This is a genomic window from Pseudomonas fitomaticsae (assembly GCF_021018765.1).
In the GTDB taxonomy this organism is placed as follows: Bacteria; Pseudomonadota; Gammaproteobacteria; order Pseudomonadales; family Pseudomonadaceae; genus Aquipseudomonas; species Aquipseudomonas fitomaticsae.
Genome location: NZ_CP075567.1, coordinates 835,350 through 861,147 on the forward strand (window position 1 = coordinate 835,350; position 25,798 = coordinate 861,147).

Annotated in this window: 21 protein-coding genes and 2 tRNA genes; 19 read left to right on the forward strand and 4 right to left on the reverse strand. The window is 61.1% G+C overall.

Features of this window, described 5'->3' with window-relative positions:
• Positions 1-4 precede the first annotated feature (4 nt).
• From KJY40_RS03655 to KJY40_RS03710, 12 genes are all read left to right on the forward strand, one after another.
• The gene (locus tag KJY40_RS03655) at positions 5-1,504 is read left to right on the forward strand and encodes an NAD(P)H-hydrate dehydratase (RefSeq protein ID WP_230735065.1); all 1,500 of its coding nucleotides are present in this window, start codon (positions 5-7) and stop codon (positions 1,502-1,504) included.
• The gene (tsaE, locus tag KJY40_RS03660) at positions 1,492-1,962 is read left to right on the forward strand and encodes a tRNA (adenosine(37)-N6)-threonylcarbamoyltransferase complex ATPase subunit type 1 TsaE (RefSeq protein WP_007950729.1); all 471 of its coding nucleotides are present in this window, start codon (positions 1,492-1,494) and stop codon (positions 1,960-1,962) included. The genes KJY40_RS03655 and tsaE overlap by 13 nt, the downstream gene beginning before the upstream one ends.
• Positions 1,963-2,013: 51 nt before the next feature.
• Entirely contained in the window at positions 2,014-3,399 is a 1,386-nt protein-coding gene (locus KJY40_RS03665; protein ID WP_407681996.1) for an N-acetylmuramoyl-L-alanine amidase, read from the forward strand.
• A complete protein-coding gene (mutL, locus tag KJY40_RS03670) occupies positions 3,396-5,303 on the forward strand; it encodes a DNA mismatch repair endonuclease MutL (RefSeq protein WP_039766643.1) in 1,908 nt (635 codons plus the stop codon). The genes KJY40_RS03665 and mutL overlap by 4 nt, the downstream gene beginning before the upstream one ends.
• Positions 5,303-6,274: a tRNA (adenosine(37)-N6)-dimethylallyltransferase MiaA gene (gene miaA / locus KJY40_RS03675; protein WP_230735067.1), complete on the forward strand. Its 972-nt coding sequence runs from the start codon at positions 5,303-5,305 to the stop codon at positions 6,272-6,274. The genes mutL and miaA overlap by 1 nt, the downstream gene beginning before the upstream one ends.
• A 93-nt stretch (positions 6,275-6,367) precedes the next feature.
• Positions 6,368-6,628: an RNA chaperone Hfq gene (hfq, locus tag KJY40_RS03680; protein ID WP_007902656.1), complete on the forward strand. Its 261-nt coding sequence runs from the start codon at positions 6,368-6,370 to the stop codon at positions 6,626-6,628.
• A 12-nt stretch (positions 6,629-6,640) separates the two neighbouring features.
• Complete coding sequence (hflX, locus tag KJY40_RS03685) at positions 6,641-7,942, forward strand: ribosome rescue GTPase HflX (protein WP_007950725.1); 1,302 nt, start codon at positions 6,641-6,643, stop codon at positions 7,940-7,942.
• A 96-nt stretch (positions 7,943-8,038) separates the two neighbouring features.
• A complete protein-coding gene (gene hflK, locus KJY40_RS03690; RefSeq protein ID WP_230735069.1) occupies positions 8,039-9,211 on the forward strand; it encodes an FtsH protease activity modulator HflK in 1,173 nt (390 codons plus the stop codon).
• Complete coding sequence (gene hflC / locus KJY40_RS03695) at positions 9,211-10,080, forward strand: protease modulator HflC (RefSeq protein WP_085582889.1); 870 nt, start codon at positions 9,211-9,213, stop codon at positions 10,078-10,080. Before hflK ends, hflC begins: the two co-directional genes overlap by 1 nt.
• A 313-nt stretch (positions 10,081-10,393) precedes the next feature.
• Positions 10,394-11,581: an ATP phosphoribosyltransferase regulatory subunit gene (locus KJY40_RS03700; RefSeq protein WP_102686781.1), complete on the forward strand. Its 1,188-nt coding sequence runs from the start codon at positions 10,394-10,396 to the stop codon at positions 11,579-11,581.
• A 54-nt stretch (positions 11,582-11,635) separates the two neighbouring features.
• Entirely contained in the window at positions 11,636-12,925 is a 1,290-nt protein-coding gene (locus KJY40_RS03705) for an adenylosuccinate synthase (protein WP_027921980.1), read from the forward strand.
• A 140-nt stretch (positions 12,926-13,065) separates the two neighbouring features.
• On the forward strand, positions 13,066-15,000 hold the full coding sequence (locus KJY40_RS03710) for a methyl-accepting chemotaxis protein (RefSeq protein WP_230735071.1): 1,935 nt from the start codon (positions 13,066-13,068) through the stop codon (positions 14,998-15,000).
• Between the two features lie 41 nt (positions 15,001-15,041).
• On the opposite strand, the gene KJY40_RS03715 is transcribed toward KJY40_RS03710, so the two are convergent.
• The 4 genes from KJY40_RS03715 to KJY40_RS03730 all read right to left on the reverse strand — a co-directional run bounded on the left by KJY40_RS03715 (position 15,042) and on the right by KJY40_RS03730 (position 18,165).
• Positions 15,042-16,607 (reverse strand): ABC transporter permease, encoded by a 1,566-nt coding sequence (locus KJY40_RS03715; RefSeq protein ID WP_230735073.1) that lies wholly within the window; start codon positions 16,605-16,607, stop codon positions 15,042-15,044.
• Complete coding sequence (locus KJY40_RS03720) at positions 16,607-17,617, reverse strand: iron ABC transporter substrate-binding protein (protein ID WP_085685151.1); 1,011 nt, start codon at positions 17,615-17,617, stop codon at positions 16,607-16,609. Before KJY40_RS03720 ends, KJY40_RS03715 begins: the two co-directional genes overlap by 1 nt.
• Before the next feature lie 192 nt (positions 17,618-17,809).
• Positions 17,810-17,896: transfer RNA gene (locus KJY40_RS03725), tRNA-Leu, on the reverse strand.
• Positions 17,897-18,078: 182 nt separating this feature from the next.
• Positions 18,079-18,165 (reverse strand) — tRNA-Leu (locus KJY40_RS03730).
• A 225-nt stretch (positions 18,166-18,390) separates the two neighbouring features.
• Here KJY40_RS03730 and rnr point away from each other — a divergent pair.
• From rnr to dnaB, 7 genes are all read left to right on the forward strand, one after another.
• Positions 18,391-21,021, forward strand: a complete 2,631-nt coding sequence (gene rnr, locus KJY40_RS03735) for a ribonuclease R (protein WP_230735075.1) — start codon at positions 18,391-18,393, stop codon at positions 21,019-21,021.
• Positions 21,018-21,782 carry a 23S rRNA (guanosine(2251)-2'-O)-methyltransferase RlmB gene (gene rlmB / locus KJY40_RS03740; protein ID WP_230735076.1) on the forward strand — a complete coding sequence of 255 codons (765 nt, stop codon included), beginning with the start codon at positions 21,018-21,020 and terminating at the stop codon, positions 21,780-21,782. Before rnr ends, rlmB begins: the two co-directional genes overlap by 4 nt.
• A 309-nt stretch (positions 21,783-22,091) precedes the next feature.
• Positions 22,092-22,520, forward strand: coding sequence for a 30S ribosomal protein S6 (gene rpsF, locus KJY40_RS03745; protein WP_007950702.1), 429 nt, complete (start codon positions 22,092-22,094; stop codon positions 22,518-22,520).
• A gap of 28 nt (positions 22,521-22,548) precedes the next feature.
• Entirely contained in the window at positions 22,549-22,779 is a 231-nt protein-coding gene (rpsR, locus tag KJY40_RS03750; protein WP_002551829.1) for a 30S ribosomal protein S18, read from the forward strand.
• 36 nt (positions 22,780-22,815) lie between these two features.
• Positions 22,816-23,706: a YybS family protein gene (locus tag KJY40_RS03755; protein WP_230735078.1), complete on the forward strand. Its 891-nt coding sequence runs from the start codon at positions 22,816-22,818 to the stop codon at positions 23,704-23,706.
• Positions 23,707-23,725: 19 nt separating this feature from the next.
• Positions 23,726-24,172, forward strand: coding sequence for a 50S ribosomal protein L9 (rplI, locus tag KJY40_RS03760; RefSeq protein WP_003186385.1), 447 nt, complete (start codon positions 23,726-23,728; stop codon positions 24,170-24,172).
• A 119-nt stretch (positions 24,173-24,291) separates the two neighbouring features.
• Positions 24,292-25,689 (forward strand): replicative DNA helicase, encoded by a 1,398-nt coding sequence (gene dnaB, locus KJY40_RS03765; protein ID WP_230735080.1) that lies wholly within the window; start codon positions 24,292-24,294, stop codon positions 25,687-25,689.
• Positions 25,690-25,798 lie beyond the last annotated feature (109 nt).

Here is a 25,798-nt window from a genome sequence, read left to right on the forward strand (position 1 = left end):
ACGCATGCCGCACACTAAAGATCAATTACCCGACGCGCTGTACCGTGCCGCGCAGGTGCGCGAACTCGACGCACGGCTGATCGCCGCCGGCACGCCGGGCTTTGAATTGATGCAGCGTGCCGCCCATGCCACGTGGCGCGCGCTGGTGCGCCAATGGCCGGCTGCGAATGAAATGACGGTGCTGGCCGGGCACGGCAACAACGCCGGCGATGGTTATCTGGTGGCGGCACTGGCGCATCGGGCAGGTTGGCAGGTTCAGGTGCTGGCTGTCGGCGAGCCGCAGCGTTTGAAGGGCGATGCCGCCGTGGCGCACGCCGAAGCCGTGGCCGATGGCGTCTCGATTGCCCCATGGGATCTGTCCTGCGAGTTGCGCGGCATCGTCGTTGACGCGTTGCTCGGCACCGGCCTGAGCGGCGAGGTGCGTGAGCCTTATGCCGCTGCGATTGCGGCGATCAATGCCAGCGGACTGCCGGTGGTGGCGGTCGATATCCCTTCCGGGTTGTGCGCCGATACCGGTCATGCGCTGGGTGATGCAGTGCACGCCGACCTCACTGTGACTTTCATCGGCCTGAAACTCGGGCTGTTCACGGGCGCGGCGGCGGATCACGTCGGCGAACTGCTGTTTAACGATCTGCACGCCTCTGCCGAAAACTTCAGTGACATTCCTGCCGCCGCTCAACGGCTCAACGCGGTTAACCTGCCGCGTCTGGCAGCCCGCGCGCCGGCTGCGCACAAGGGGCGTTTCGGCCATGTGCTGCTGATCGGCGGCGATCACGGGTTTGGCGGGGCGATTCTGCTGAGCACCGAAAGCGCCTTGCGTAATGGTGCCGGGATGGTCTCGGTCGCGACTCGCCCGGAACATGTGCCGGCGACATTGAGCCGGGTACCGGAAGCCATGGCACTGGGCACGTCTTCGGCCAATCAATTGATGGGACTACTGGAAAAGGTGTCCGTGCTGGTGGTTGGACCGGGGCTTGGGCAGGCGAGTTGGGGGCGGGCGCTGTTGTCGGCCGCTGCCAATGCGCCATTGCCGCAGGTGTGGGATGCCGACGCACTGAACCTGCTGGCCTGCGGTTTCGTCAGTCTGCCCAAGGATTGTGTGATCACGCCGCATCCGGGCGAGGCGGCGCGGCTACTGGGGATCAGCACCGCGCAGGTGCAGGCCGATCGTCCAGCGGCAGCGCTGGCGTTGAGCAAAAAATATACAGCGATGGTGGTGCTCAAGGGGGCGGGCAGTCTCATCGCCCATCCCGATGGTCATCTGGCGCTGTGTCATCAAGGCCATCCGGCCATGGCCACTGCCGGGCTTGGCGATGTATTGGCCGGTCTGATCGGCGCGCTGCTGGCCCAGGGCATGAATGCGTTCGACGCGGCTTGTCTGGCGGTATGGCTGCACGCCAACGCCGGTCTGCAACAAGGTAAATTCGGCCGCGGGCTGGCGGCCAGTGATCTGATTCCAGCCATTCGTCAGTTGTTGGAGGAGCATGCACCGTGTCTGAAGTAACCCTGTACCTGGCCGATGAACAGGCCATGAGCGACTTTGGCGCGCGCATCGCCCGTATCACTCAGGGCCATGGCCTGATCTTTCTCGAAGGCAACCTCGGAATGGGCAAAACCACGTTGTCGCGGGGCATCATTCGCGGCCTGGGGCACGTCGGGGCGGTGAAAAGTCCGACCTTCACGTTGGTCGAGCCCTACGAAATCGGTGACGTCCGCGCCTTCCACTTTGATCTGTATCGTCTGGTCGATCCCGAAGAGCTGGAGTTTCTCGGCATCCGTGACTATTTCGAAGACGACGCGCTGTGCCTGATCGAATGGCCCGATAAAGGTGCAGGCTTTTTGCCAAAGCCTGACCTGACCATTACCATTAGCCCGCAAGACAGCGGACGTTCGCTGACCATTTTGTCCCAGGGCTCGCGCGGCGAGGCCTGGTGTGCCGCTTTGGCATTGGAAACCAATTGAATGATGGGGTTAGGTATGCGCTTTCGCGCGTTGGTGGCTGCCGCTGGACTGATGTTGATGGCAGTAACCGTCAACGCTGTGGCCGAGACGAAGGTCAACAGCGTGCGCCTGTGGCGGGCGCCGGACAACACGCGACTGGTGTTCGACCTGACAGGTCCGGTACAACACAGCGTCTTCACGCTGACCGCACCGGATCGTCTGGTGATCGACATCAACGGCGCCACCCTCGGCGCGCCGCTGAATGTGCAGACTGCCAACACGCCGATCACCGCCATGCGCTCGGCCCAGCGCACGCCGACCGACCTGCGCGTGGTCATCGACCTGAAAAAAGCGGTCACCCCGAAAAGCTTCTCGCTGGCGCCGAACGCGCAGTACGGCAACCGACTGGTGGTCGACCTGTTCGACAATCCGGCTGACGCCGCACCACCGCCTGCGCCTGCGCCGACCCCAACGGTTGCGACCGTTCCTGCGGTGCCGGTGACGCCGGCCGAGCCTGCGATCAAACTGCCACCGGCCCCGGCCGGCAAGCGCGACATCATCGTGGTCATCGACGCCGGTCACGGTGGTGAAGACCCGGGTGCATCGGGCTCTCGCGGTCAGCGCGAGAAAGACGTGGTACTGCAGATCGCCCGCGAACTGCAGCGTCAGGTCAACGGCATGAAAGGCTTCCGCGCCGAACTGACCCGTACCGGCGACTACTTCATCCCGCTGCGTGGCCGTACCGAAATCGCTCGCAAGAAGGGCGCCGACCTGTTCGTCTCGATCCACGCCGACGCCGCGCCGTCTGCGGCGGCGTTCGGTGCGTCGGTGTTTGCCCTGTCCGACCGTGGCGCCACTTCGGAAACCGCCCGTTGGCTGGCCGACAGCGAAAACCGCTCCGACCTGATCGGCGGTGCCGGCAACGTCAGTCTCGATGACAAGGACCGCATGCTGGCCGGCGTTCTGCTCGACCTGTCGATGACCGCCTCGCTGACCTCCAGCCTCAACGTCGGCCAGAAAGTCCTGACCAACATTGGCCGGGTTACCCCGCTGCACAAACAGCGCGTGGAGCAGGCCGGGTTCATGGTGCTGAAATCGCCGGACATTCCGTCGATCCTGGTGGAAACCGGCTTCATCTCCAACGCCAACGAAGCGAACAAGCTTTCGGCCGCGAGCCACCAGCAGGCGCTGGCGCGCTCGATCAGCAGCGGCGTGCGCCAGTTCTTCCAGCAGAATCCGCCACCGGGCACATACATCGCCTGGCTGCGTGATTCGGGCAAGATCGCTCAGGGGCCGCGTGATCACCGGGTCGGTCCGGGCGAAACCGTGGCGATGATCGCCGTGCGGTATCAGATCTCACCGGCCACGCTGCGCAGCGCCAACAATCTGAAAAGCGATGATCTGAAAGTCGGTCAGCACCTGACCATTCCCGGCACCGAACTGGCGTCCAAAGAATGAATCAGGTCCTGAACGCTGCCCGCATCGAACTGCTCAGCCCGCGGCTGGCGAACCAGATCGCCGCCGGCGAGGTGGTCGAACGCCCGGCCTCGGTGATCAAGGAGTTGCTGGAAAACAGCCTCGACTCCGGCGCCAAGCGTATCGACGTCGATGTCGAACAAGGCGGCGTCAAACTGCTGCGAGTGCGCGACGACGGCAGCGGTATTTCCGCAGATGACCTGCCGCTGGCCCTGGCCCGTCACGCCACCAGCAAGATCCGCAACCTGGAAGACCTCGAACAGGTGATGAGCCTGGGTTTTCGGGGCGAAGCGCTGGCGTCGATCAGCTCCGTAGCGCGCCTGACCCTGACTTCGCGCACTCGCGATGCCGATCAGGCCTGGCAGGTCGAGACTGAAGGCCGCGACATGGCGCCCCGCGTGCAGCCGGCAGCGCACCCGGTCGGCACCTCGGTGGAAGTCCGTGACCTGTTCTTCAACACCCCGGCACGCCGCAAATTCCTCAAGACTGAAAAAACCGAATTCGATCACCTGCAAGAAGTGATCAAGCGTCTGGCGCTGGCGCGTTTCGACGTGGCCTTCCACTTGCGTCATAACGGCAAGACCATCCTCAGCCTGCACGAAGCCCACGATGATGCGGCCCGCGCCCGGCGTGTGGCGGCGATCTGCGGTTCGGGTTTCCTTGAGCAGGCGTTGCCGATCGAGATCGAACGCAATGGCCTGCATTTGTGGGGCTGGGTCGGTCTGCCGACCTTCAACCGCAGTCAGGCGGACTTGCAGTATTTCTTCGTCAATGGCCGTGCGGTACGCGACAAGCTGGTGGCCCACGCGGTGCGTCAGGCCTATCGCGATGTGCTATTCAATGGCCGGCACCCGACGTTCGCATTGTTTTTCGAGGTTGATCCGGCGGCGGTGGACGTCAACGTCCACCCGACCAAACACGAAGTGCGCTTCCGTGACGGGCGCATGGTGCATGACTTCCTTTATGGCACCTTGCACCGTGCCCTCGGTGATGTGCGGCCGGAAGACCAATTGGCCGGTTCGGTTACCACCGCGATCGTCCGGCCAACCGGCCTCGAAGCCGGTGAGTTCGGCCCGCAGGGTGAAATGCGTCTGGCCGCCAACGCGCTGCTGGAGCAACCGCAGGCACAACCGGCGTTCAATACCTCGTCGGGCGCCAGTGCTGGCGGCGCTTATCAGTATCAATACACGCCGCGTCCGCAATCGACCGTGCCGGTTGCCGAGGCGCAGGCCGCGTATCGCGAGTTTTTCGCACCGCTGCCTGAAGCGAATGCCAACGCGCTGCCGGCCGGTCAGGAAGATATTCCGCCGCTGGGTTACGCGCTGGCGCAGCTCAAGGGCATCTACATTCTGTCCGAGAACGCCCAGGGCCTGGTTTTGGTGGACATGCACGCCGCTCACGAGCGGATCATGTACGAGCGCCTGAAAATCGCCATGGCCAGCGAAGGCCTGAGCGGTCAGCCGCTGCTGGTGCCGGAGTCGCTGGCAGTCAGTCAGCGCGAGGCCGATTGCGCCGAAGAGCATGCGGCGTGGTTTCAGCGCCTCGGTTTTGAATTGCAGCGCCTTGGCCCGGAAACCCTTGCCATCCGGCAGATTCCGGCCCTGCTCAAGCAGGCCGAAGCCAATCGTCTGGTGGGCGATGTCCTGTCGGACTTGATGGAATACGGCACCAGTGACCGGATCCAGGCGCATCTGAATGAATTGCTCGGCACCATGGCCTGCCACGGCGCGATCCGCGCCAACCGCCGCCTGGCCCTGCCGGAAATGAACGGCCTGCTGCGTGACATGGAAAACACCGAGCGCAGCGGTCAATGCAACCATGGCCGACCGACCTGGACCCAACTGGGTCTGGACGATCTGGACAAACTGTTCCTGCGCGGTCGTTGATGAGCCAGCTTCCTCCAGCGATTTTCCTGATGGGCCCGACCGCTGCGGGCAAGACCGACCTGGCCATCGAACTGACCAAGGTGCTGCCGTGCGAGCTGATCAGCGTCGATTCGGCGCTGGTCTATCGCGGTATGGATATTGGTACCGCCAAGCCGTCCAAAGAACTGCTCGCCGAGTTTCCCCACCGTCTGATCGACATTCTCGACCCGGCCGAAGCCTATTCGGCAGCGGATTTCCGCCGCGATGCGCTGGAGGCCATGGCCGAAATCACCGCACGCGGAAAAATTCCGCTGCTGGTGGGCGGCACGATGCTCTATTACAAGGCTTTGATCGAAGGTCTGGCGGATATGCCGGCGGCCGATCCAGGGGTTCGCGCGCAGATCGAAGAAGAGGCTGCACGCCTTGGCTGGCAGGCCCTGCATGATCAACTGGCAGTATTCGATCCGGAGTCGGCGGCACGCATTCATCCGAACGATCCACAACGACTGAGTCGTGCGCTGGAAGTTTACCGGGTCAGCGGTCAGAGCATGACTGAACTGCGGCTGAAACAATCTGTACAAAGTACCGAAGCGGCCGCATCGGGACTGCAACAATTGCCCTATACTGTCGCGAACCTGGCGATTGCTCCAACTAATCGCCAGGTACTGCACGAGCGCATTAAACAAAGATTCACAAATATGCTGGAACAGGGATTCATCGACGAGGTCGTAGCCCTGCGTAATAGACGTGACCTGCATGCCGGGTTGCCGTCTATACGTGCGGTAGGCTACCGCCAGGTCTGGGACTTCCTGGATGGCAAGCTGACGTCGGCCGAGATGCAGGAGCGGGGCATCATCGCCACGCGCCAATTGGCCAAACGCCAGTTCACCTGGCTGCGCAGCTGGAAAGATTTGCACTGGCTCGACAGTCTGGATTGCGACAATCTGCCACGCGCCTTGAAATACCTTGGGACGATCTCCATATTGAGCTGAGTCCTTGCAATTGCCGTCTATCCTTGGGGGTGTGGCGGCAAAAGCCATCTGTTTACCTATTTTTTATATTGAATCCTTAAAGGAGTGCGGCACATGTCAAAAGGGCATTCGCTACAAGACCCTTACTTGAATACTTTACGTAAAGAGAAAGTGGGGGTTTCCATCTACCTGGTGAACGGGATCAAACTGCAAGGCACGATCGAGTCGTTCGACCAGTTCGTTATCCTGCTGAAGAACACCGTCAGCCAGATGGTTTACAAACACGCTATCTCTACAGTCGTGCCGGTTCGTCCAATTCGTCTGCCAAGCGCAACCGAATCCGAAGCAGGTGACGCTGAGCCAGGTAACGCCTGATAGGAGTCTCCTTTGTTCTTTGAGCGCCACGGTGGTGGTGAACGAGTCATCCTCGTTCACTTGGATGGACAGGACCCTGAGGCGCGCGAAGATCCGCAGGAGTTTCAGGAACTGGCAAATTCGGCTGGCGCCGAGACCGTTGCGTTTTTTAACGTGCCGCGTCATCGGCCAACCGCCAAATACCTGATTGGCAGCGGCAAGGTCGAGGAACTGCGCGACCTGGTCCACGCCGAAGAAGCCGATCTGGTGATCTTCAATCACGTCCTTACGCCCAGTCAGGAACGTAACCTCGAACGTGTTTTCGAGTGTCGCGTGATCGACCGTACCGGTCTGATTCTCGATATTTTCGCCCAACGCGCCCGTACCCATGAGGGCAAGCTCCAGGTCGAACTGGCCCAGCTTGACCACATGAGCACCCGGCTGGTTCGCGGCTGGACTCACCTTGAGCGTCAGGGTGGCGGTATCGGCATGCGCGGCCCGGGTGAAACCCAGCTCGAAACCGACCGGCGACTGCTGCGGGTTCGCCTGCGTCAGATCAAGGGCCGGCTGGAAAAAGTGCGCAGCCAGCGCGAACAGTCGCGTCGCGGCCGCTCGCGTGCGGATATCCCTACCGTGTCTCTGGTGGGATACACCAACGCCGGTAAATCCACGCTGTTCAATAACGTGACCAAGTCCGACGTGTATGCGGCTGACCAGTTGTTCGCCACGCTCGACCCGACCCTGCGCCGTCTGGATCTGGACGACCTGGGGCCGATTGTCCTGGCCGACACGGTGGGTTTCATCCGCCACTTGCCGCACAAACTGGTCGAGGCATTTCGGTCTACGCTCGAAGAGTCGAGCAACTCCGACCTGCTGTTGCACGTGATCGATGCGGCCGAACCGGATCGCATGTTGCAGATCGAGCAGGTGATGGTGGTGCTGGGCGAGATCGGTGCCCAGGACTTGCCGATCCTCGAGGTCTATAACAAACTCGATTTGCTTGAAGGCGTTGAGCCACAAATCCAGCGCGATGAAAACGGCAAGCCCCAGCGGGTCTGGCTGTCGGCGCGTGATGGCACCGGTCTGGAATTGCTCGAGCAGGCGATTGCCGAGTTGTTGGGCAGCGACCTGTTCGTGGGAACCTTGCGCCTGCCTCAGCGGTTCGCGCGTCTGCGTGCACAGTTCTTCGAACTGGGCGCGGTACAGAAAGAAGAACACGACGAAGAAGGGGTCAGCTTGCTGGCCGTTCGATTGCCACGCTCGGAGCTCAATCGACTGGTGAGTCGTGAAGGCGTTGTGCCGACGGAGTTCATCGAGCAACACACTTTGCAATAAAAGCCTGGCAAAGCGGTTGTGCCGCAACGGCAGGCATTCTGTAGCATTGGTCGGCGCGCCGTGGGTGCGTCTTTGCTTTATCAGATGGAGAGCGCTATGGCTTGGAATGAGCCGGGTGGCAACTCGAACAATCAGGATCCTTGGGGTGGCAAGCGTCGCAACAACGGCGACCGCAAGGGACCGCCGGATCTCGACGAGGCCTTCCGAAAGCTGCAGGAAAGCCTGAACGGGTTGTTCGGTGGTGGAAAAAAACGCGGTGATGACGGTGGTGGCTCGGGCAAGAGCGGCGGCTTCGGCGGCCTGCTCGGCATCGGCCTGGTCGTGCTGGCGGCCGTCTGGCTGTACAGCGCGGTGTACGTCGTGGACGAGCAGGAGCAAGCCGTGGTGCTGCGCTTCGGCAAGTACTACGAGACTGTCGGTCCCGGCCTGAACATCTACTTCCCGCCGATCGACAAGAAGTACATGGAGAACGTCACGCGTGAGCGTGCCTACACCAAGCAGGGCCAGATGCTGACCGAAGACGAGAACATCGTCGAAGTGCCGCTGACCGTGCAGTACAAGATCAGCAACCTGCAGGACTTCGTGCTGAACGTCGACCAGCCGGAAATCAGCCTGCAACACGCGACCGACAGTGCGCTGCGCCATGTGGTGGGTTCCACCGCGATGGACCAGGTGCTGACCGAAGGTCGTGAGCTGATGGCCAGCGAGATCAAGGAGCGTCTGCAACGTTTCCTCGATACCTATCGCACCGGTATCACCGTCACCCAGGTCAACGTACAGAGCGCAGCGGCACCGCGTGAAGTGCAGGAAGCCTTCGATGACGTGATCCGCGCCCGTGAAGACGAGCAGCGTTCGCGCAACCAGGCTGAAACCTACGCCAATGGCGTAGTGCCGGAAGCCCGTGGTCAGGCCCAGCGCATCCTCGAAGATGCCAACGGTTACCGTGATGAAACGGTCTCGCGCGCCAAGGGTGAGGCGGATCGCTTCACCAAGCTGGTCGCCGAGTATCGCAAGGCGCCGGAAGTCACCCGTGAGCGTCTGTATCTGGACACCATGCAGGAAGTTTTCAGCAATACCAGCAAGGTACTCGTGACCGGCAACAAGAACGGCCAGAGCAACCTGCTGTACCTGCCGCTGGACAAGATGGTCGAAAGTGGTCGCAACACCAGCGCTCCGGTGAGCAGTGCGGCAGCCACCAGCAATGAAGCCAATGCACGTGCCGCAGCTGATCTGCAGCAACAGCAGGCGCGTACCAGGGAGAGTCGCTGATGAGCAATAAATCGCTGATCGCCCTTATTGTCGGCGTTGTCGTGGCGATCGCTGCCTGGAACTGCTTCTACATCGTCGCTCAGACCGAGCGCGCGGTGTTGCTGCAATTCGGTCGCGTGGTCCAGGCTGACGTTCAGCCGGGTCTGCATGTGAAAGTCCCATACGTTAACCAGGTGCGTAAATTCGACGCACGTCTGATGACGCTGGATGCGCCGACACAGCGTTTCCTGACGCTGGAAAAGAAAGCCGTGATGGTCGATGCCTACGCCAAGTGGCGCGTGAAAGATGCCGAGCGCTTCTACACCGCAACTTCCGGCCTCAAGCAGATTGCCGACGAGCGTCTGTCCCGTCGTCTGGAGTCCGGCCTGCGTGACCAGTTCGGTAAGCGCACCCTGCATGAAGTCGTGTCGGGTGAGCGCGATGCGCTGATGGCTGACATCACCGCATCGCTGAACAAGATGGCGGAAAAGGAGTTGGGTATCGAAGTGGTCGATGTCCGGGTCAAGGCCATCGATCTGCCGAAAGAAGTGAACCGCAGCGTGTTCGAACGTATGAGCACCGAGCGTGAGCGTGAAGCTCGCGAGCACCGCGCCAAGGGTAACGAGCTGGCCGAAGGCATCCGTGCCGACGCCGATCGTCAACGCCGCGTGCTGCTGGCTGAAGCCTATCGTGAATCCGAAGAGGTTCGCGGTGACGGCGACGCCCAGGCCGCTGCGATCTACTCCAAGGCCTACGGTCAGGATCAGGATTTCTACGCGTTCTACCGTAGCCTGCGTGCCTACCGTGAAAGCTTCGCGAACAAATCCGACGTCATGGTCCTCGACCCAAGCAGTGACTTCTTCAAGTATCTGGAGAAGGCCAAGCCTTGATACGACGTTGACCTGAATCATTCCGCCCGGCGGCTAAAACCTCGGGCGGGGTGATCCTTTGGGAAAACGTGTGTATGATGCGGCAGCCGGGAAATTCCCGGCTTTTTTGCGTCTGCATGTTTGATTGCTGTTTTTGTTGCAGAAGATCGGGTTGAATGACCCGACAGTTTTTCGAGGAAAGTGATGGGCGAAGCCGGTAACAGGCCTTTCGCCGCGTCGTTCATGCGCGTGCGTTTTGAACGGGCCGGTCATTTTCTGCTTCACTCAAGGCTCGCCCTCGGGCTGGCCGCCCGGATCTAAGGGGAATGGCGTAATGGCAACGGTAGACCGCTGGCTGCTGCCAGATGGCATCGAAGAAGTACTGCCACCGGAAGCGGCGCGCATTGAAGTCGCGCGTCGTCAGGTGTTGGATCTGTTCCAGAGCTGGGGTTACGAGTTTGTCGTGACTCCCCATATCGAGTACCTGGAATCCCTGCTGACCGGCGCGGGCCAGGACCTGGATCTGCGTACCTTCAAGGTCATCGACCCGCAATCGGGCCGGCAGATGGGTTTCCGTGCCGACATCACGCCGCAAGTGGCGCGCATCGATGCGCACACCCTGCGTCGCGAAGGCCCGAGCCGTCTGTGCTACGCCGGCAGCGTGCTGCATGCCCAGCCGCGTGCCTTGTCGTCCTCGCGCAGCCCGATCCAGCTGGGCGCCGAGTTGTACGGCGATGCCAGCCCGAGCAGCGACGTCGAAGTCATCAGCCTGATGCTGGCCATGCTGCAACTGGCCGACGTGCCGGACGTGCACATGGACCTGGGACATGTCGGCATCTACCGCGGTCTGGCCCAGGCGGCCGGTCTGTCGGGTGAAGTCGAACAGCAGTTGTTCGATGCGTTGCAACGCAAGGCCATCGATGAGGTCATTACCTTGACCGAAGGCCTGCCGGCCGATCTGTCCGGCATGCTGCGCGCGCTGGTCGACCTGTGTGGCGGCCGTGAAGTGCTGACCGCTGCCCGCGAGCGTCTGGCCAATGCGCCGGCGCCGGTACTGGCGGCGCTGGAAGATTTGCTGGCGATCGCCGAGCGTCTGTCGGCGCGCTTCCCGGAGCTGCCGCTGTACTTCGACCTGGGCGAGCTGCGCGGTTATCACTACCACACCGGTGTGGTGTTCGCGGTGTTCGTGCCGGGTGTTGGCCAGTCCATCGCCCAGGGCGGTCGCTACGACGACATCGGCGCCGACTTCGGTCGTGCCCGTCCGGCCACCGGCTTCTCCACCGATTTGAAAACCCTGGTGACCCTGGGGCGTGCTGAGATCGAGCTACCGTCTGGCGGTATCTGGATGCCTGACAGTACGGATGCGGCACTCTGGCAGCAGGTTTGCCAGTTGCGCAGTGAGGGTCAGCGTGTCGTTCAGGCATTGCCTGGACAACCTTTGGCCGCCGCCCGTGATGCGGACTGCGACCGGCAATTGATCCAGCAGAACGGGCTTTGGCAAGTATCGCCACTGGCTTCTTGAGTTTTCCTGCCGGCCACCGCCGGCACCAAGTTTGCGCGAATGAGGACAAGTGTTATGGGTAAGAATGTCGTAGTCCTGGGCACCCAGTGGGGTGATGAGGGCAAAGGCAAGATCGTTGATCTGCTGACCGAACATGCTGCCGCCGTAGTGCGCTACCAGGGTGGCCACAACGCCGGTCACACTCTGGTGATCGACGGTGAAAAAACCGTCTTGCACCTGATCCCGTCGGGCGTGCTGCGCGAAGGCGTGCAGTGCCTGATCGGCAACGGCGTGGTGGTTGCACCTGACGCCCTGCTGCGCGAGATCACCAAGCTGGAAGAGAAAGGCGTACCGGTGCGCGAGCGCCTGCGTATCAGCCCTTCCTGCCCGCTGATCCTGTCCTTCCACGTGGCGCTGGACCAGGCCCGTGAAAAGGCCCGTGGCGAGCTGAAGATCGGTACGACCGGTCGCGGCATCGGCCCGGCTTACGAAGACAAGGTTGCGCGTCGCGGCCTGCGTGTCGGCGATCTGCTCAACATGCCGCGCTTCGAAGACAAGCTGCGTGAACTGGTGGACTACCACAACTTCATGCTGGTCGGTTACTACAAAGAGCCCGCCATCGAGTTCGAAAAGACCCTGGCCGAGTGCAAGGAATACGCCGAGCTGCTCAAGCCGCTGATGCTGGACGTGACTGCCGAGCTGCACGACCTGCGCCGCGCGGGCAAGGACATCATGTTCGAAGGCGCCCAGGGTTCGTTGCTCGACATCGACCACGGTACCTACCCGTATGTGACCAGCTCCAACACCACCGCTGGTGGCGTGGCGACCGGTTCGGGCGTTGGCCCGATGTTCCTGGACTACATCCTGGGCATCACCAAGGCCTACACCACTCGCGTAGGTTCGGGTCCATTCCCGACCGAGCTGTTCGACGAAGTCGGTGCGCACCTGGCCAAGCAAGGTCACGAATTCGGTGCTACTACCGGCCGTGCCCGTCGTTGCGGCTGGTTCGACGCCGTTATCCTGCGTCGCGCTATCGATGTGAACAGCATCTCGGGCATCTGCCTGACCAAGCTGGACGTACTCGACGGCCTGGAAACCATCAACATCTGCGTTGGCTACAAAGATGCACAAGGCAACGCCGTTGCCCCGACTGACGCTGACAGCTACGTAGGCCTGCAGCCTGTGTACGAAGAAGTGCCGGGCTGGACCGAATCGACCGTGGGCGCCAAAACCCTGGAAGAGCTGCCGGCTAACGCTCGTGCCTACATCAAACGCGTTGAAGAGCTGATCGGCGCGCCGATCGACATTATTTCGACGGGTCCGGACCGCAACGAAACCATCGTTCTGCGTCATCCGTTCGCTTGATAAGTCGTTGATGTAAAAACACAAAGGCCCCTTCATCGGGGCCTTTGTCGTTTATGCCTGTTGGACGGCATGACCTTTGCTGTGATTCTGTCTACAAGAGTGCCATCAAATTAATGGCGTCAGAAGTAGAGGGATTCAAAGTGTCAGCCGTTCTCTCACTGTTACAAAGCCGTCTGTTGCGGCCTGTGTTCGTTACCCTTGGTATCGCCCTTTTGGTGCAAGTGCTGGTGGCGGTCGCCCTGACGCGGAGCACCGTCACTGCGCTTGAAGCCGATCTCGGCACTCGCCTGGGCGCCGATAGCCAGAAGCTCTCCGCAGAGCTGGAGCAGGCCGGGCGTGAAGTCACGTCGAGTCTCGACAACCTGTCCTCAAGTACCCGTCAGCGTCTGACCGCCGGTCTTTCCTCGCGTCTGAAGGAAGAGCAGGCGCAGCTGCGCGCGACTCTGGAAAAAGACCTGAAGGATTCGGCCAATGACATGGCTCAGTTGCTGGCCTCGGTGGCGCCTCGCGCCATGTGGGACAGCGACGTACCGACCCTGTCCGAATTCGCCCGCCGGGCCCAGCGCAATCCCAACGTGCTGTTCGTGGTGTATGACGATGCCACCGGCCAGCATCTGACCCGCTACCTCAACCGCGAAAACCCGATCAACAAGGCCCTTTTGGAAAAGGGCCAGGGTGAACGGGCGCTGGACAAGGTGCTGGATGCGGCGAAGAGCGATCCGTCGGTCTACTACCTCGAAGCCTCGATCAACCCTAACGGCGTGGAAATCGGCAAGGTGCTGATGGGGGTCTCGACCGCCTCGGTTGAAACCGATCTGGCGGCGCTCGATCAGCGCTTCACGGCGTTGATTGCCAGCAGCGATCAACTGGTTGGCGACAGCCTCAAGGGCGCCGCTGCCGACAGTGCCACCGCCATGCGTGCGCGCCTGCAATCGGCGCAATCCACGGCTGCCGAAATGAAGGCCAACACCACCAGTACCGTACAGGACGCAGCGGCAACTCTGCGCTGGCGTATCGGCATGGGCCTGGCGCTGGTCGGTGCCGGGGTGCTGTTGCTGCTGGCGGTGGTGCTCGGTCATCGAGTGGTCAATCGCCTGAAAATGCTCAACGTCGCCATGGATGATCTGGCAGCGGGCGAGGGCGATCTGACCAAGCGCGTGCAGATCAACAGCAAGGACGAAATTGGCGACATGGCGTCGGCGGTCAACCGCTTTGTGGACAAGTTGCAGCCGATCGTGCGCGAGGCCGGGGATGTGGCTCAGCGTACCGGTGTGGAAATCGGCGCCATGACCCTGCGCAACGCCGGTGCCGATGCGGCGGCCGGGATGCAACGTGATGAAGTGGCCGAGAGTCTGCGGGCGCTTTCGCAAATGGCCGACGAAGCGCAATCGGAAAGTCATGCGATGCAGGCTGCGTTGAAGCAGGTGGTGGATATTCGCCAGGCCACCGACGAGAACACTCGCACCTCGGCGAAGGTTGGCAGCCTGATCGAGGCGCTGGCGGGGCAGGTCGATACCGGGGCGAAAGTCATCGAACGGCTGGCGCAGCAGAGCGAGCAGATCGAAGTGGTGCTGACGGTGATCCACGGCATCGCCGAGCAGACCAACCTGCTGGCGCTCAATGCCGCCATCGAAGCGGCCCGAGCCGGCGAGACCGGTCGCGGGTTTGCGGTGGTGGCGGATGAAGTCCGCGCGTTGGCGAGCAAGACCCAAAGCTCCACCGGCGACATTCAGGCGCACATCGTGGCCTTGCAGCAGGGTGCCCGTGAAGCGGTCGAGGCGATCGGCCAGGCCGGGCGTCAGGCCAGCGAAGGTTTGCTGGTGCTGCGAGACAGCGCGCGGCTGCAGCAGTCGGTGCAGGCATCGGTCGAGCAGGTGCATGCGGCGATTGGTCTGGCGACTCAGGCTGCGGCGCATCAGGCGCAAGGCGCGCAGGCCGTGCGTGGGCGGGTCGAGACGATTCATGCCCAGGCCGAGAAAGCCGCTCAGGCGGTGGTCGAGACCACGGCCAGCGGCAAGGTGCTGGACGGTCTGGCGGCGCAGCTCAAGGCCAGTCTGGGGCAATTCCGGGCTTGATGTGACAGGCAAAAAAAATCGCAGCCTCGGCTGCGATTTTTTTATCGACTCAAATACATCCGGGTCGTCAGCAGGTAGACGGGCAATCCGGACACCACAATCAACAACGCCGCATAAGGCGCTGCGGCTGCGAACTCGACATTCGCGGTGTGGGCCCAGACTTCGGTCGCCAATGTGTTGAGCCCCGTCGGACTCAGCAGCAACGTCGCTGTCAGTTCCTTCATGGCATCCAGAAACACCAGCGCAAACGCCGCGCCCAGTGCCGGGAAGATGATCGGCAAGGTCACTCGGCAGAACGCCATGAACGAAGATGCACCCAGAGTGCGGGCGGCTTCTTCGAGTTGCGGTGCGGCCTTGTTCAGCGCCGTGCGGATCGGCGCCTGAGCGAGCGGCAGAAACAGCAGCGCGTAGGCGATCAGCAACAGCGCGGAGGTCTGGTACAGCGCCGGCACGTAATGCAGGGCGAAATACACCAGCGTCAGGGCGATCACCAATCCCGGCAGGGCGTGCAGCAGATAGGGCAGGCGCTCGGCCCAGATCGCCAGTTGGCCTTTATAGCGCACCACCAGCAACCCGATCGGCACCGCCAGCACCAGACACAATCCCGCGCCACCCAGCGATAGTGCCAGCGACGACAGCAATGCTTCGGTGATTGCGGCCACCGGAAAGGCTGCTGACGATCCCACGGCGAGCCAGTAAGCCAGCATCCCCAGCGGAATCCCGCTGCCGACAATCGCCAGCATCAGGCAATACAACTGACCGGCGACCGTCCACGGCCCGAGTCGCACTTGTTCAGCCCGCCGCGCCGCGCCCTGGCCGGTGCGCACATGACGGCCCTTGCCGCGCACGCGGAGCTCCAGCCACAACAGCATCAAGCACAGCGCCAGCAATACCGCTGACAGCATCGCCGCATTGGCATTGCTGAATTCCAGTTCGAACTGCTGATAGATCGCGGTGGTGAAGGTTTGCAGGCCAATGATCGACAGTGCGCCGAATTCCACCAGCATGTGCAGCGCGATCAGCAAAGAACCGGCCAGCAGCGAAGGCCAGAGCAGGGGCAGGGTGACGCGGAAAAACACGCCCCAGCGATTCTGGCCCAGCGTCCGTGCCGATTCTTCAAGGGAGGGGTCAAGATTGCGCAGTGTGGCGGCCACCGGCAGAAAGATCAGCGGGTACTTCGACAGGCTCATCACCAGGATTGCCCCGCCAAGTCCTTCGAACTGCGCACTGAGCGAAACCCAAGTGAAGCTGCTGACAAACGCCGGCACCGCGAACGGCAGGCAAAGAATCACACCCCACAGCCGTCGCCCCGGCAGATTGCTGCGTTCCAGCAACCACGCCAGCGACAGGCCGATCACGCCACAGGTCACGGTCACGCCAATCATCAGCGCCAGCGTATTGCGCAGCAGGCCGAATACATACGGGCGCCAGAGCAAGTGCAGCGCCTCGGACCAGCCTGCTTGCCAGGCTTTGAGCCCGACGTAGGCCAGCGGCAACAGGCTCATGACCACCAGTAACAACACCGGCAGCACCAGCCAGATCGACGGCCGTTTGCGCCGTGGCACGTACCCCCCGCGTGTAGCGGGGGCGGATAACGATGCGGTCATCAGTTCAGGCCAACTTCGCGTTCCAGATCCAGCGCTTCTTCGGCGTTACCGAGATCGGCCGGCGTGACGTCCGGTGCTTCCAGTTCACTGAATGGCTTGAGGCCGCGATCCGATTCCATCCCTTTGTGCAGCGGGTATTCGGCGGTGGTCTGGGTGATCACGCGCTGGCCTTCTTCGCTGGCCATGTAGGCGAGGAATTGCTGGGCTTCTTTTGGATGTTTGCTGGATTTCAGCACCGCTGCGCTGGAAACGGTGATCAGACCGCCAACGTCACCGCCGGTGAAGTAATGCAGTTTGGAATCAAGCTGGCCTTTTTCCCGTTGCAGGGCGAACCAGTAATAGTTGTTCACCAGCACGGTGGCGACTTCGCCGTTTTCCACAGCCTTGAGGGCGACCATGTTGTTGCTGTAGGTCTTGCCGAAGGCGCGCAGGCCGGTCAGCCATTCTTCAGCGGCGTCGCGACCATGCTTCTTGATGATGGCCACGGCCTGTTCCTGGAACGCGCCGCTGGTCGGTACGAAACCGACCTTGCCTTGCCACTGCGGGTCGGCGAAATCCAGCACCGATTTCGGCAGGTCCTTTTCGTCGATCAGTTTCGGGTTGAAGGCCACCACGCGAACCCGGGCGGTGACGCCAATCCAGGTGCCGTTGCCGGCCACGTATTCTTTCGGCAGAACGGCCAGGGTCGCGTCGTCGGCCTTGGCCAGCAGGCCCTGCTCGCCGAGGTTGTTCAGCGGCGGGGATTCTTCGGTGTAGATGACGTCGGCAGGGGAGCGGTCGCCTTCTTCGATGATCTGGCTGGCCAGCTGATTGCTGCTGCCCTTGCGCACGTTGACGTGAATGCCGGTCTTGGCTTCGAAGGCTTTGGCGATTGCGTCGCCGACTTCCTTGTGTTGACCGTTGTAGAGAGTCAGGGAAACCGCGTCGGCAGCCTGGGTGAGGGGAGTGGCGAGTGCCAGGCCGAGCAGGGTGAAGGTCAAGCCGCGGCGCAGGGTATTTCGAAACATCATTCGCAGGGTTCCTCACTGTCGCATTGCAAAAACTTGCAACAATGATAAACGATATTGTTTCTCAAGTGCGCCTTGCGGGGAGGCAGTGGGTCTGGTAGGCGTTGGGGCTCAGACTTTTCCAAACCCCGGAAACGCAAAAACCCGCTTTCGCGGGTTTTTGTGAGATTCAAGATCGTGACCTTGAATTTGAATTGGTGCCCAGAAGAAGACTCGAACTTCCACGACCGTAAGGTCACCAGCACCTGAAGCTGGCGTGTCTACCAATTTCACCATCTGGGCTTCATCTTCAGCGTTGCCGCTGTTGATGTGGCGCACTATACGGAGCGCCTTTTGATCTGTAAACCCCTGATTTGATTTTAATAAATCAATTTCAGAAAAAAAGCGGGACGCAGAATGCAAAAAACCCGCTTTCGCGGGTTTTTGTGTGAGTCTTGAAACTGATCTAGTCTCAAACTCGAAATTGGTGCCCAGGAGAAGACTCGAACTTCCACGACCGTAAGGTCACCAGCACCTGAAGCTGGCGTGTCTACCAATTTCACCACCTGGGCATCTCGTCAACGTGTGTACGTCGTCGATGGCGCGCACTATACGGAGCGCCTTTTTAACTGTAAACCCCTGCCAGCAAAAAAAATGATTTTTTTTACCAGCGGTGTTCAAAACGCCCTCCGGGCGTCGATACAAGGCTCCAGACGCGCCTTATATAGTCGGAAATTTCCCGTTTGATGGCGCCTATGCCAAACTAACCCGCATATAGACAAGGTGAAAACTCTCTAATGGCCGATTGGCAGTCCCTCGATCCCGAGGCCGCTCGTGAAGCGGAAAAATATGAAAACCCTATTCCCAGCCGCGAACTGATCCTTCAGCACCTTGCTGATCGGGGTTCGCCTGCTGCCCGCGAGCAACTGGTCGAAGAGTTTGGTCTGACCACAGAAGACCAGATCGAAGCCCTGCGCCGCCGCCTGCGCGCCATGGAGCGCGACGCTCAACTGATCTATACCCGCCGTGGCACGTATGCGCCGGTGGACAAGCTCGATCTGATCCTCGGTCGCATCAGTGGTCACCGCGACGGCTTCGGCTTCCTGGTGCCGGATGACGGTTCCGACGACCTGTTCATGAGCCCGGCGCAAATGCGTCTGGTGTTCGACGGCGACCGTGCACTGGCCCGTGTTTCCGGTCTGGATCGTCGCGGTCGTCGCGAAGGCGTGATCGTTGAGGTGGTGTCCCGTGCCCACGAAAGCATCGTCGGCCGCTACTTCGAAGAAGGCGGTATCGGCTTCGTCGTCGCGGACAATCCGAAAATCCAGCAGGAAGTGCTGGTCACCCCGGGCCGCAACGCCAACGCCCAGATCGGTCAGTTCGTCGAGGTGAAAATCACCCACTGGCCGACTCCGCGCTTCCAGCCGCAAGGCGACGTGATCGAAGTGGTTGGCAACTACATGGCGCCGGGCATGGAAATCGATGTCGCCCTGCGCACCTACGACATTCCGCACGTCTGGCCTGAAGCCGTTCTGAAGGAAGCCGGCAAGCTCAAGCCGGAAGTCGAAGAGAAAGACAAAGAGAAGCGCGTCGATCTGCGCCATCTGCCGTTCGTCACCATTGACGGCGAAGATGCCCGCGACTTCGACGACGCGGTCTACTGCGAAGTCAAGCCAGGCAAGCTGCGCCTGTTCTCCGGTGGCTGGAAGTTGTACGTGGCGATTGCCGACGTTTCCAGCTACGTGAAGATCGGTTCGGCTCTGGACAACGAAGCCCAGGTTCGCGGCAACTCGGTGTACTTCCCCGAGCGCGTGGTGCCGATGCTGCCCGAGCAACTCTCCAACGGCCTGTGCTCGCTGAACCCGCACGTTGATCGTCTGGCCATGGTTTGCGAGATGACCATCTCCAAGTCCGGCGAAATGACCGACTACTGCTTCTATGAGGCGGTGATCCATTCCCACGCCCGTCTGACCTACAACAAGGTCAGCGCGATGCTGGAAACGCCGAAGGCTACCGAAGGGCGCAAGCTGCGCGGTGAATACACCGACGTCTTGCCGCACCTCAAGCAGCTTTACGCGCTGTACAAGGTATTGCTGGCTGCCCGTCACGTGCGTGGCGCGATCGATTTCGAAACGCAGGAAACCCGGATCATCTTCGGTTCCGAGCGCAAGATTGCGGAAATCCGTCCGACTACCCGTAACGACGCGCACAAGCTGATCGAGGAATGCATGCTGGCGGCCAACGTGGCCACCGCCGAATTCCTGAAGAAGCACGAAATCCCTGCGCTGTACCGCGTCCACGACGGCCCGCCACCGGAGCGTCTGGAAAAACTGCGTGCGTTCTTGGGTGAGCTCGGTCTGTCCCTGCACAAAGGCAAGGATGGCCCATCGCCGAAGGACTATCAGGCCCTGTTGGCCAGCATCAAGGACCGTCCGGATTTCCACCTGATCCAGACCGTGATGCTGCGCTCCCTGAGCCAGGCGGTGTACAGCGCCCAGAACGAAGGTCACTTCGGCCTGAATTACGAAGCCTATACCCACTTCACCTCGCCGATCCGTCGTTACCCGGACCTGCTCACGCACCGGGCGATCCGCAGCGTGATCCATTCGAAACAGGACACCCCGCACGTTCGCCGTGCCGGTGCGATGACCATTCCGAAGGCGCGCATCTATCCGTACGACGAAGCAGCGCTGGAACAACTCGGCGAGCAGTGCTCGATGAGCGAGCGCCGTGCCGACGAAGCGACCCGCGACGTGGTGAACTGGCTCAAGTGCGAGTTCATGAAAGACCGTGTGGGCGAATCGTTCCCGGGTGTGATCACTGCCGTGACCGGTTTTGGCCTGTTCGTCGAGCTGACCGATATTTACGTCGAAGGTCTGGTCCACGTTACCGCGCTGCCGGGCGATTACTACCACTTCGACCCTGTGCATCACCGCCTGGCGGGCGAGCGCACCGGTCGCAGCTTCCGTCTTGGCGATACTGTTGAAGTGCGCGTCATGCGTGTCGATCTCGACGAGCGCAAGATCGACTTCGAGATGGCGGAAAAAACCATCAGCGCGCCGATCGGCCGCAAGAAGCGTGGCGCCGAGTCGACCGCTCCAGCGGCCAAGGTTGTGGAAGAGAAGGCTCCGGCAAAAACCGCCAGCCGTCGTCCGGCCAAGGAAAAGGTGGCCGAGGCTTATCGCCCGAGCGATGCCGTGGCGAAAAACGCCGAGCTGCGCAAAAGCCGTGAAATGAAGAAGGCCTTGCTGGCCGACGCCAAAAACGGTGGTAAAGCGGCGTCCGGGGGAAAGACCGGACGGTCGGCGCCTGAAAAGGCCTCCGGCGGCAAGCCAGCCAAACCGAGCAAACACCGTAAAGGCCCGCCAAAAGCGGGTTCCGCTCCAGCCAAAAGTGGCGGGGCGCGTAAACCGAAGGCGAAGTCATGAGTCAGTTGGAAAAAATCTACGGCGTTCACGCGGTAGAAGCGTTGCTGCGTCACCACCCTAAACGCGTCAAGCAGATCTGGCTGGCCGAAAGCCGCAACGATCCGCGGGTGCAGACGCTGATCGAGCTGGCCAACGAAAACCGGGTTCAGATCGGTCAGGCCGAGCGCCGTGAAATGGACGCCTGGGTCGAAGGCGTGCACCAGGGCGTGGTGGCGGACGTCAGTCCGAGCCAGGTCTGGGGCGAAGCGATGCTCGACGAGCTGCTCGATCGCACCGAAGGCGCGCCGCTGTTGCTGGTGCTCGACGGCGTGACCGATCCGCACAACCTCGGCGCCTGCCTGCGTTCGGCAGATGCTGCCGGTGCGCTGGCGGTCATCGTGCCAAAAGACAAGTCGGCCACCCTGACCCCTGTGGTGCGTAAAGTGGCTTGCGGCGCGGCGGAAGTGATTCCGCTGGTGGCCGTGACCAACCTTGCACGCACCCTGGAAAAGCTACAGCAGCGTGGTCTGTGGGTTGTCGGCACAGCGGGAGAGGCCGAGGTCAGCATTTATGACCAGGACCTGACCGGCCCGACCATCCTGATCATGGGCGCCGAAGGCAAGGGCATGCGTCGCCTGACCCGTGAGCATTGCGATTACCTGGTGCACCTGCCGATGGCCGGTAGCGTCAGCAGTCTCAACGTGTCGGTTGCGACCGGTGTGTGTCTGTTCGAGGCCCAGCGTCAGCGCGGTGCCAAGGCCAAGGCGCCTAAAAAGGCTTAAGCCTCACGCCGATTCAAATGTGGGAGCGGGCTTGCTCGCGAAAGCGGAGTGTCAGTCGACAAAAATGTTGCCTGATATATCCCCTTCGCGACCAAGCTCGCTCCCACAGCGTTTTATGGCGGGGCAAAATTTTGGTGACTGTTCAAATAATCACCAATTGCCTTGCGCCTCTTCAGTCCCTTCTCTACAATTGCGCCCCTTGCTGTGGCGGCAGGCATGCATGTGCCCCGCGCCAGCAAGTCCATAAGTGTCATTCACTCCTTGTCTGACCGTTTTTGAGCGGCAGGCTACAACCCGTAAGGAGCATTCATGCGTCATTACGAAATCATCTTTCTGGTCCACCCTGACCAGAGCGAGCAAGTCGGCGGCATGGTTGAGCGTTACACCAAGCTGATCGAAGAAGACGGCGGCAAAATCCACCGTCTGGAAGACTGGGGCCGTCGTCAACTGGCCTACGCAATCAACAATGTTCACAAGGCTCACTACGTGATGCTGAACGTTGAGTGCACCGGCAAGGCCCTGGCCGAGCTGGAAGACAACTTCCGCTACAACGATGCTGTGATCCGTAACCTGGTCATCCGTCGCGACGAAGCCGTTACCGGCCAGTCCGAGATGCTCAAGGCTGAAGAAAACCGCAGTGAGCGCCGTGAGCGTCGCGAACGTCCTGAGCACGATGGCAGCGCCGATGGCGATGACAGCGATAGCGACAGCGACAACAGCGATAACGCTGACGAGTAATCCACGGACCTTTTAAGGAGCCTATCAAATGGCACGTTTCTTCCGTCGTCGTAAATTCTGCCGCTTCACCGCTGAAGACGTGAAGGAGATCGACTACAAAGATCTCAACACTCTGAAAGCTTACGTATCCGAGACCGGCAAAATCGTTCCAAGCCGCATCACCGGTACCAAAGCTCGTTATCAGCGTCAGCTGGCCACCGCTATCAAGCGCGCCCGCTTCCTGGCCCTGCTGGCCTACACCGACAGCCACGGCCGCTGAGACCGGGCAGTCGACAAGTAGCAAAGGATTGAATGCATGCGTGCCTTAGCTGAGTTCATCATGCGCGGCCGTATGCAGGCCACTCTTGTAGTGGCCGGGTGTGCAACATTGCCGTTGTTGTATTGGTTGGGTGCTGCCGCCGGGAGCCTGGTGCTTCTGCGGCGCGGATTGGCCGACGCCCTTGGTGTCGTGTCGCTGGGACTGCTGCCGGCATTGATCTGGTGGTTGTATGCCGATGACCCACGGGCACTTCTGGTGCTGCTGGGGTCTTCGGGGCTTGCGCTGGTGTTGCGCGCAAGCGAGTCCTGGGTCCGTACGCTGCTGGTCAGCGTAGCCATGGGGCTGGTGTTTTCAGTGGTGCTCGGGGCGGCGTTTGCGCCCCAGATCGAGATGCTGGCGCAGGCCTTGGTTAAGGTCATGCCCGCGCTTCTCGGTGATGCCTACCAACAATTGTCGGTAGACGAGCAGGCGCGTTTCGCGTCGCTGATCGCACCGGTCCTGACCGGCCTGATTGCGGCCTTGTTGCAGATCGTCAGCGTGCTGAGCCTGATTGTCGGGCGTTACTGGCAGGCGTTGTTGTACAACCCGGGTGGTTTTGGTCGCGAGTTTCGCGCCATCCGGATCCCGCTGGGGCCGGCGATGTTGCTGCTGGCGTTGATGCTTCTGGGCCCGAATCTCGGTGCACAGATGGCCATGTTGACGCCGTTGTGCAGTGTACCGCTGGTGTTCGCCGGGCTGGCCCTGATTCACGGGCTGGTGGCGCAAAGGCGACTGGCCGGTTTCTGGCTGGTGGGGTTGTACGTGACGCTGTTGCTGTTCATGCAGCTGATCTATCCGTTGCTCGTGGTTCTGGCCATTGTCGACAGCCTGATTGATTTTCGCGGTCGGGTGTCGAAAGGCACCGATAACGCGAACGGTGAAGGTTAAAAGTTAAGAGGATTTCCACATGCAACTGATCCTTCTGGAAAAAATCGCCAACCTGGGCAACCTGGGCGACAAAGTAAACGTTAAGGCCGGTTACGGCCGTAACTACCTGCTGCCTTTCGGCAAAGCCACCGCTGCGACCGCTGCCAACCTGGCTGCGTTCGAAGAGCGTCGCGCTGAGCTGGAAAAAGCCGCCGCAGACCGTAAAGCATCGGCTGAAAGCCGTGCTGCCCAACTGGCCGAGCTGGAAGTGACCATCACTGCCACCGCTGGCGACGAAGGCAAGCTGTTCGGTTCGATCGGTACTCACGACATCGCTGACGCACTGACCGCCTCCGGCGTTGAAGTGGCGAAAAGCGAAGTTCGTCTGCCGAACGGCACCATCCGCAACGTGGGTGAATTCGACGTGGCTGTGCACCTGCACGCCGAAGTTGAAGCCACCGTACGCGTTGTCGTGGTAGCAGCCTAAGCAACACCTGATCGGCTGGCGGCTTGTCCGTCAGACGGTTAACATCGGGCACGATCCTGTTTACAGGTCGTGCCCTTTGTCTTTCTGCATTCCCTGCTTTTCCTGATTAAAAAGTGGCCATGAACGAAATTTCCGCTCCCGAGCAATACGATCTGCAAACCGCTGCGCTGAAGGTGCCGCCGCATTCCATCGAGGCCGAACAGGCCGTACTCGGTGGTCTGATGCTGGACAACAACGCTTGGGAACGCGTGCTCGATCAAGTCTCCGACGGCGATTTCTACCGGCATGACCACCGTCTGATATTCCGTGCGATTGCCAAACTGGCCGATCAGAACTCGCCGATCGACGTCGTGACCCTGGCCGAGCAACTGGACAAGGAAGGTCAGACCTCCCAGGTCGGCGGCCTCGGTTACCTCGGCGAACTGGCGAAAAACACGCCGTCCGTCGCCAACATCAAGGCCTATGCGCAGATCGTCCGCCAGCGTGCGACGTTGCGCCAGTTGATCGGCATCAGCACGGAAATTGCCGACAGCGCCTTCAATCCCGAAGGCCGCACCGCCGAGGAAATCCTCGACGAAGCCGAGCGGCAGATCTTCGCGATTGCCGAAGCCCGGCCAAAAACCGGCGGCCCGGTGGGGGTCAACGAACTGCTGACCAAGGCCATCGACCGCATCGACACCCTGTTCAACACCGCCGACGCGATCACTGGCCTGTCCACCGGCTACACCGACCTCGACGAGAAGACCAGCGGCCTGCAACCGGCCGACCTGATCATCGTCGCCGGTCGTCCGTCGATGGGTAAGACCACCTTTGCGATGAACCTGGTGGAAAACGCCGTACTGCGCAGCGACAAGGCGGTGCTGGTGTACTCCCTCGAGATGCCAGGCGAATCGCTGATCATGCGTATGCTGTCGTCCCTTGGTCGTATCGACCAGACCAAGGTGCGTTCCGGCCAGCTGGAAGACGACGACTGGCCGCGCCTGACCTCGGCGGTCAACCTGCTCAACGACCGCAAGCTGTTCATCGATGACACCGCCGGCATCAGCCCGTCGGAGATGCGTGCGCGGACCCGGCGTCTGGTGCGCGAGCACGGTGACATCGGCCTGATCATGATCGACTACCTGCAGCTGATGCAGATCCCAGGCTCCAGCGGTGACAACCGGACCAACGAGATTTCCGAGATCTCCCGATCCCTGAAAGCCCTGGCCAAGGAATTCAACTGCCCGGTGGTCGCGCTGTCGCAGCTCAACCGCTCCCTGGAACAACGTCCCAACAAGCGCCCGGTGAACTCCGACTTGCGGGAATCCGGAGCGATCGAGCAGGACGCCGACGTGATCATGTTCGTGTACCGGGACGAGGTGTATCACCCGGAAACCGAGCACAAGGGCATCGCCGAAATCATCATCGGCAAACAGCGGAACGGCCCGATCGGCTTTATCCGCCTGGCCTTCATCGGCAAGTACACGCGCTTCGAAAACCTCGCGCCGGGCAGTTACAACTTCGACGACGACGAGTAAGTCTGTCGTCGTCTGAAAGCCCCTGATATTTCCGACCACAGCCGTCGGAATTGGTCATTTTTTGTGCTATATTCCGCGCTCGCGATTTTGCACCTCAACACCGGTCATC

What these genes read in the sequence shown, in the direction of transcription:
- rpsF (WP_007950702.1), top strand. Translation starts at nt 22,092, where the DNA reads ATGCGTCATTACGAAATCATCTTTCTGGTCCACCCTGACCAGAGCGAG.
- dnaB (WP_230735080.1), top strand. Translation starts at nt 24,292, where the DNA reads ATGAACGAAATTTCCGCTCCCGAGCAATACGATCTGCAAACCGCTGCG.
- KJY40_RS03720 (WP_085685151.1), bottom strand. Translation starts at nt 17,617, where the DNA reads ATGATGTTTCGAAATACCCTGCGCCGCGGCTTGACCTTCACCCTGCTC.
- KJY40_RS03715 (WP_230735073.1), bottom strand. Translation starts at nt 16,607, where the DNA reads ATGACCGCATCGTTATCCGCCCCCGCTACACGCGGGGGGTACGTGCCA.
- rnr (WP_230735075.1), top strand. Translation starts at nt 18,391, where the DNA reads ATGGCCGATTGGCAGTCCCTCGATCCCGAGGCCGCTCGTGAAGCGGAA.
- hflK (WP_230735069.1), top strand. Translation starts at nt 8,039, where the DNA reads ATGGCTTGGAATGAGCCGGGTGGCAACTCGAACAATCAGGATCCTTGG.
- KJY40_RS03700 (WP_102686781.1), top strand. Translation starts at nt 10,394, where the DNA reads ATGGCAACGGTAGACCGCTGGCTGCTGCCAGATGGCATCGAAGAAGTA.
- KJY40_RS03705 (WP_027921980.1), top strand. Translation starts at nt 11,636, where the DNA reads ATGGGTAAGAATGTCGTAGTCCTGGGCACCCAGTGGGGTGATGAGGGC.
- rplI (WP_003186385.1), top strand. Translation starts at nt 23,726, where the DNA reads ATGCAACTGATCCTTCTGGAAAAAATCGCCAACCTGGGCAACCTGGGC.
- hfq (WP_007902656.1), top strand. Translation starts at nt 6,368, where the DNA reads ATGTCAAAAGGGCATTCGCTACAAGACCCTTACTTGAATACTTTACGT.
- KJY40_RS03665 (WP_407681996.1), top strand. Translation starts at nt 2,014, where the DNA reads ATGTTGATGGCAGTAACCGTCAACGCTGTGGCCGAGACGAAGGTCAAC.
- miaA (WP_230735067.1), top strand. Translation starts at nt 5,303, where the DNA reads ATGAGCCAGCTTCCTCCAGCGATTTTCCTGATGGGCCCGACCGCTGCG.
- rlmB (WP_230735076.1), top strand. Translation starts at nt 21,018, where the DNA reads ATGAGTCAGTTGGAAAAAATCTACGGCGTTCACGCGGTAGAAGCGTTG.
- KJY40_RS03655 (WP_230735065.1), top strand. Translation starts at nt 5, where the DNA reads ATGCCGCACACTAAAGATCAATTACCCGACGCGCTGTACCGTGCCGCG.
- mutL (WP_039766643.1), top strand. Translation starts at nt 3,396, where the DNA reads ATGAATCAGGTCCTGAACGCTGCCCGCATCGAACTGCTCAGCCCGCGG.
- rpsR (WP_002551829.1), top strand. Translation starts at nt 22,549, where the DNA reads ATGGCACGTTTCTTCCGTCGTCGTAAATTCTGCCGCTTCACCGCTGAA.
- hflC (WP_085582889.1), top strand. Translation starts at nt 9,211, where the DNA reads ATGAGCAATAAATCGCTGATCGCCCTTATTGTCGGCGTTGTCGTGGCG.
- KJY40_RS03755 (WP_230735078.1), top strand. Translation starts at nt 22,816, where the DNA reads ATGCGTGCCTTAGCTGAGTTCATCATGCGCGGCCGTATGCAGGCCACT.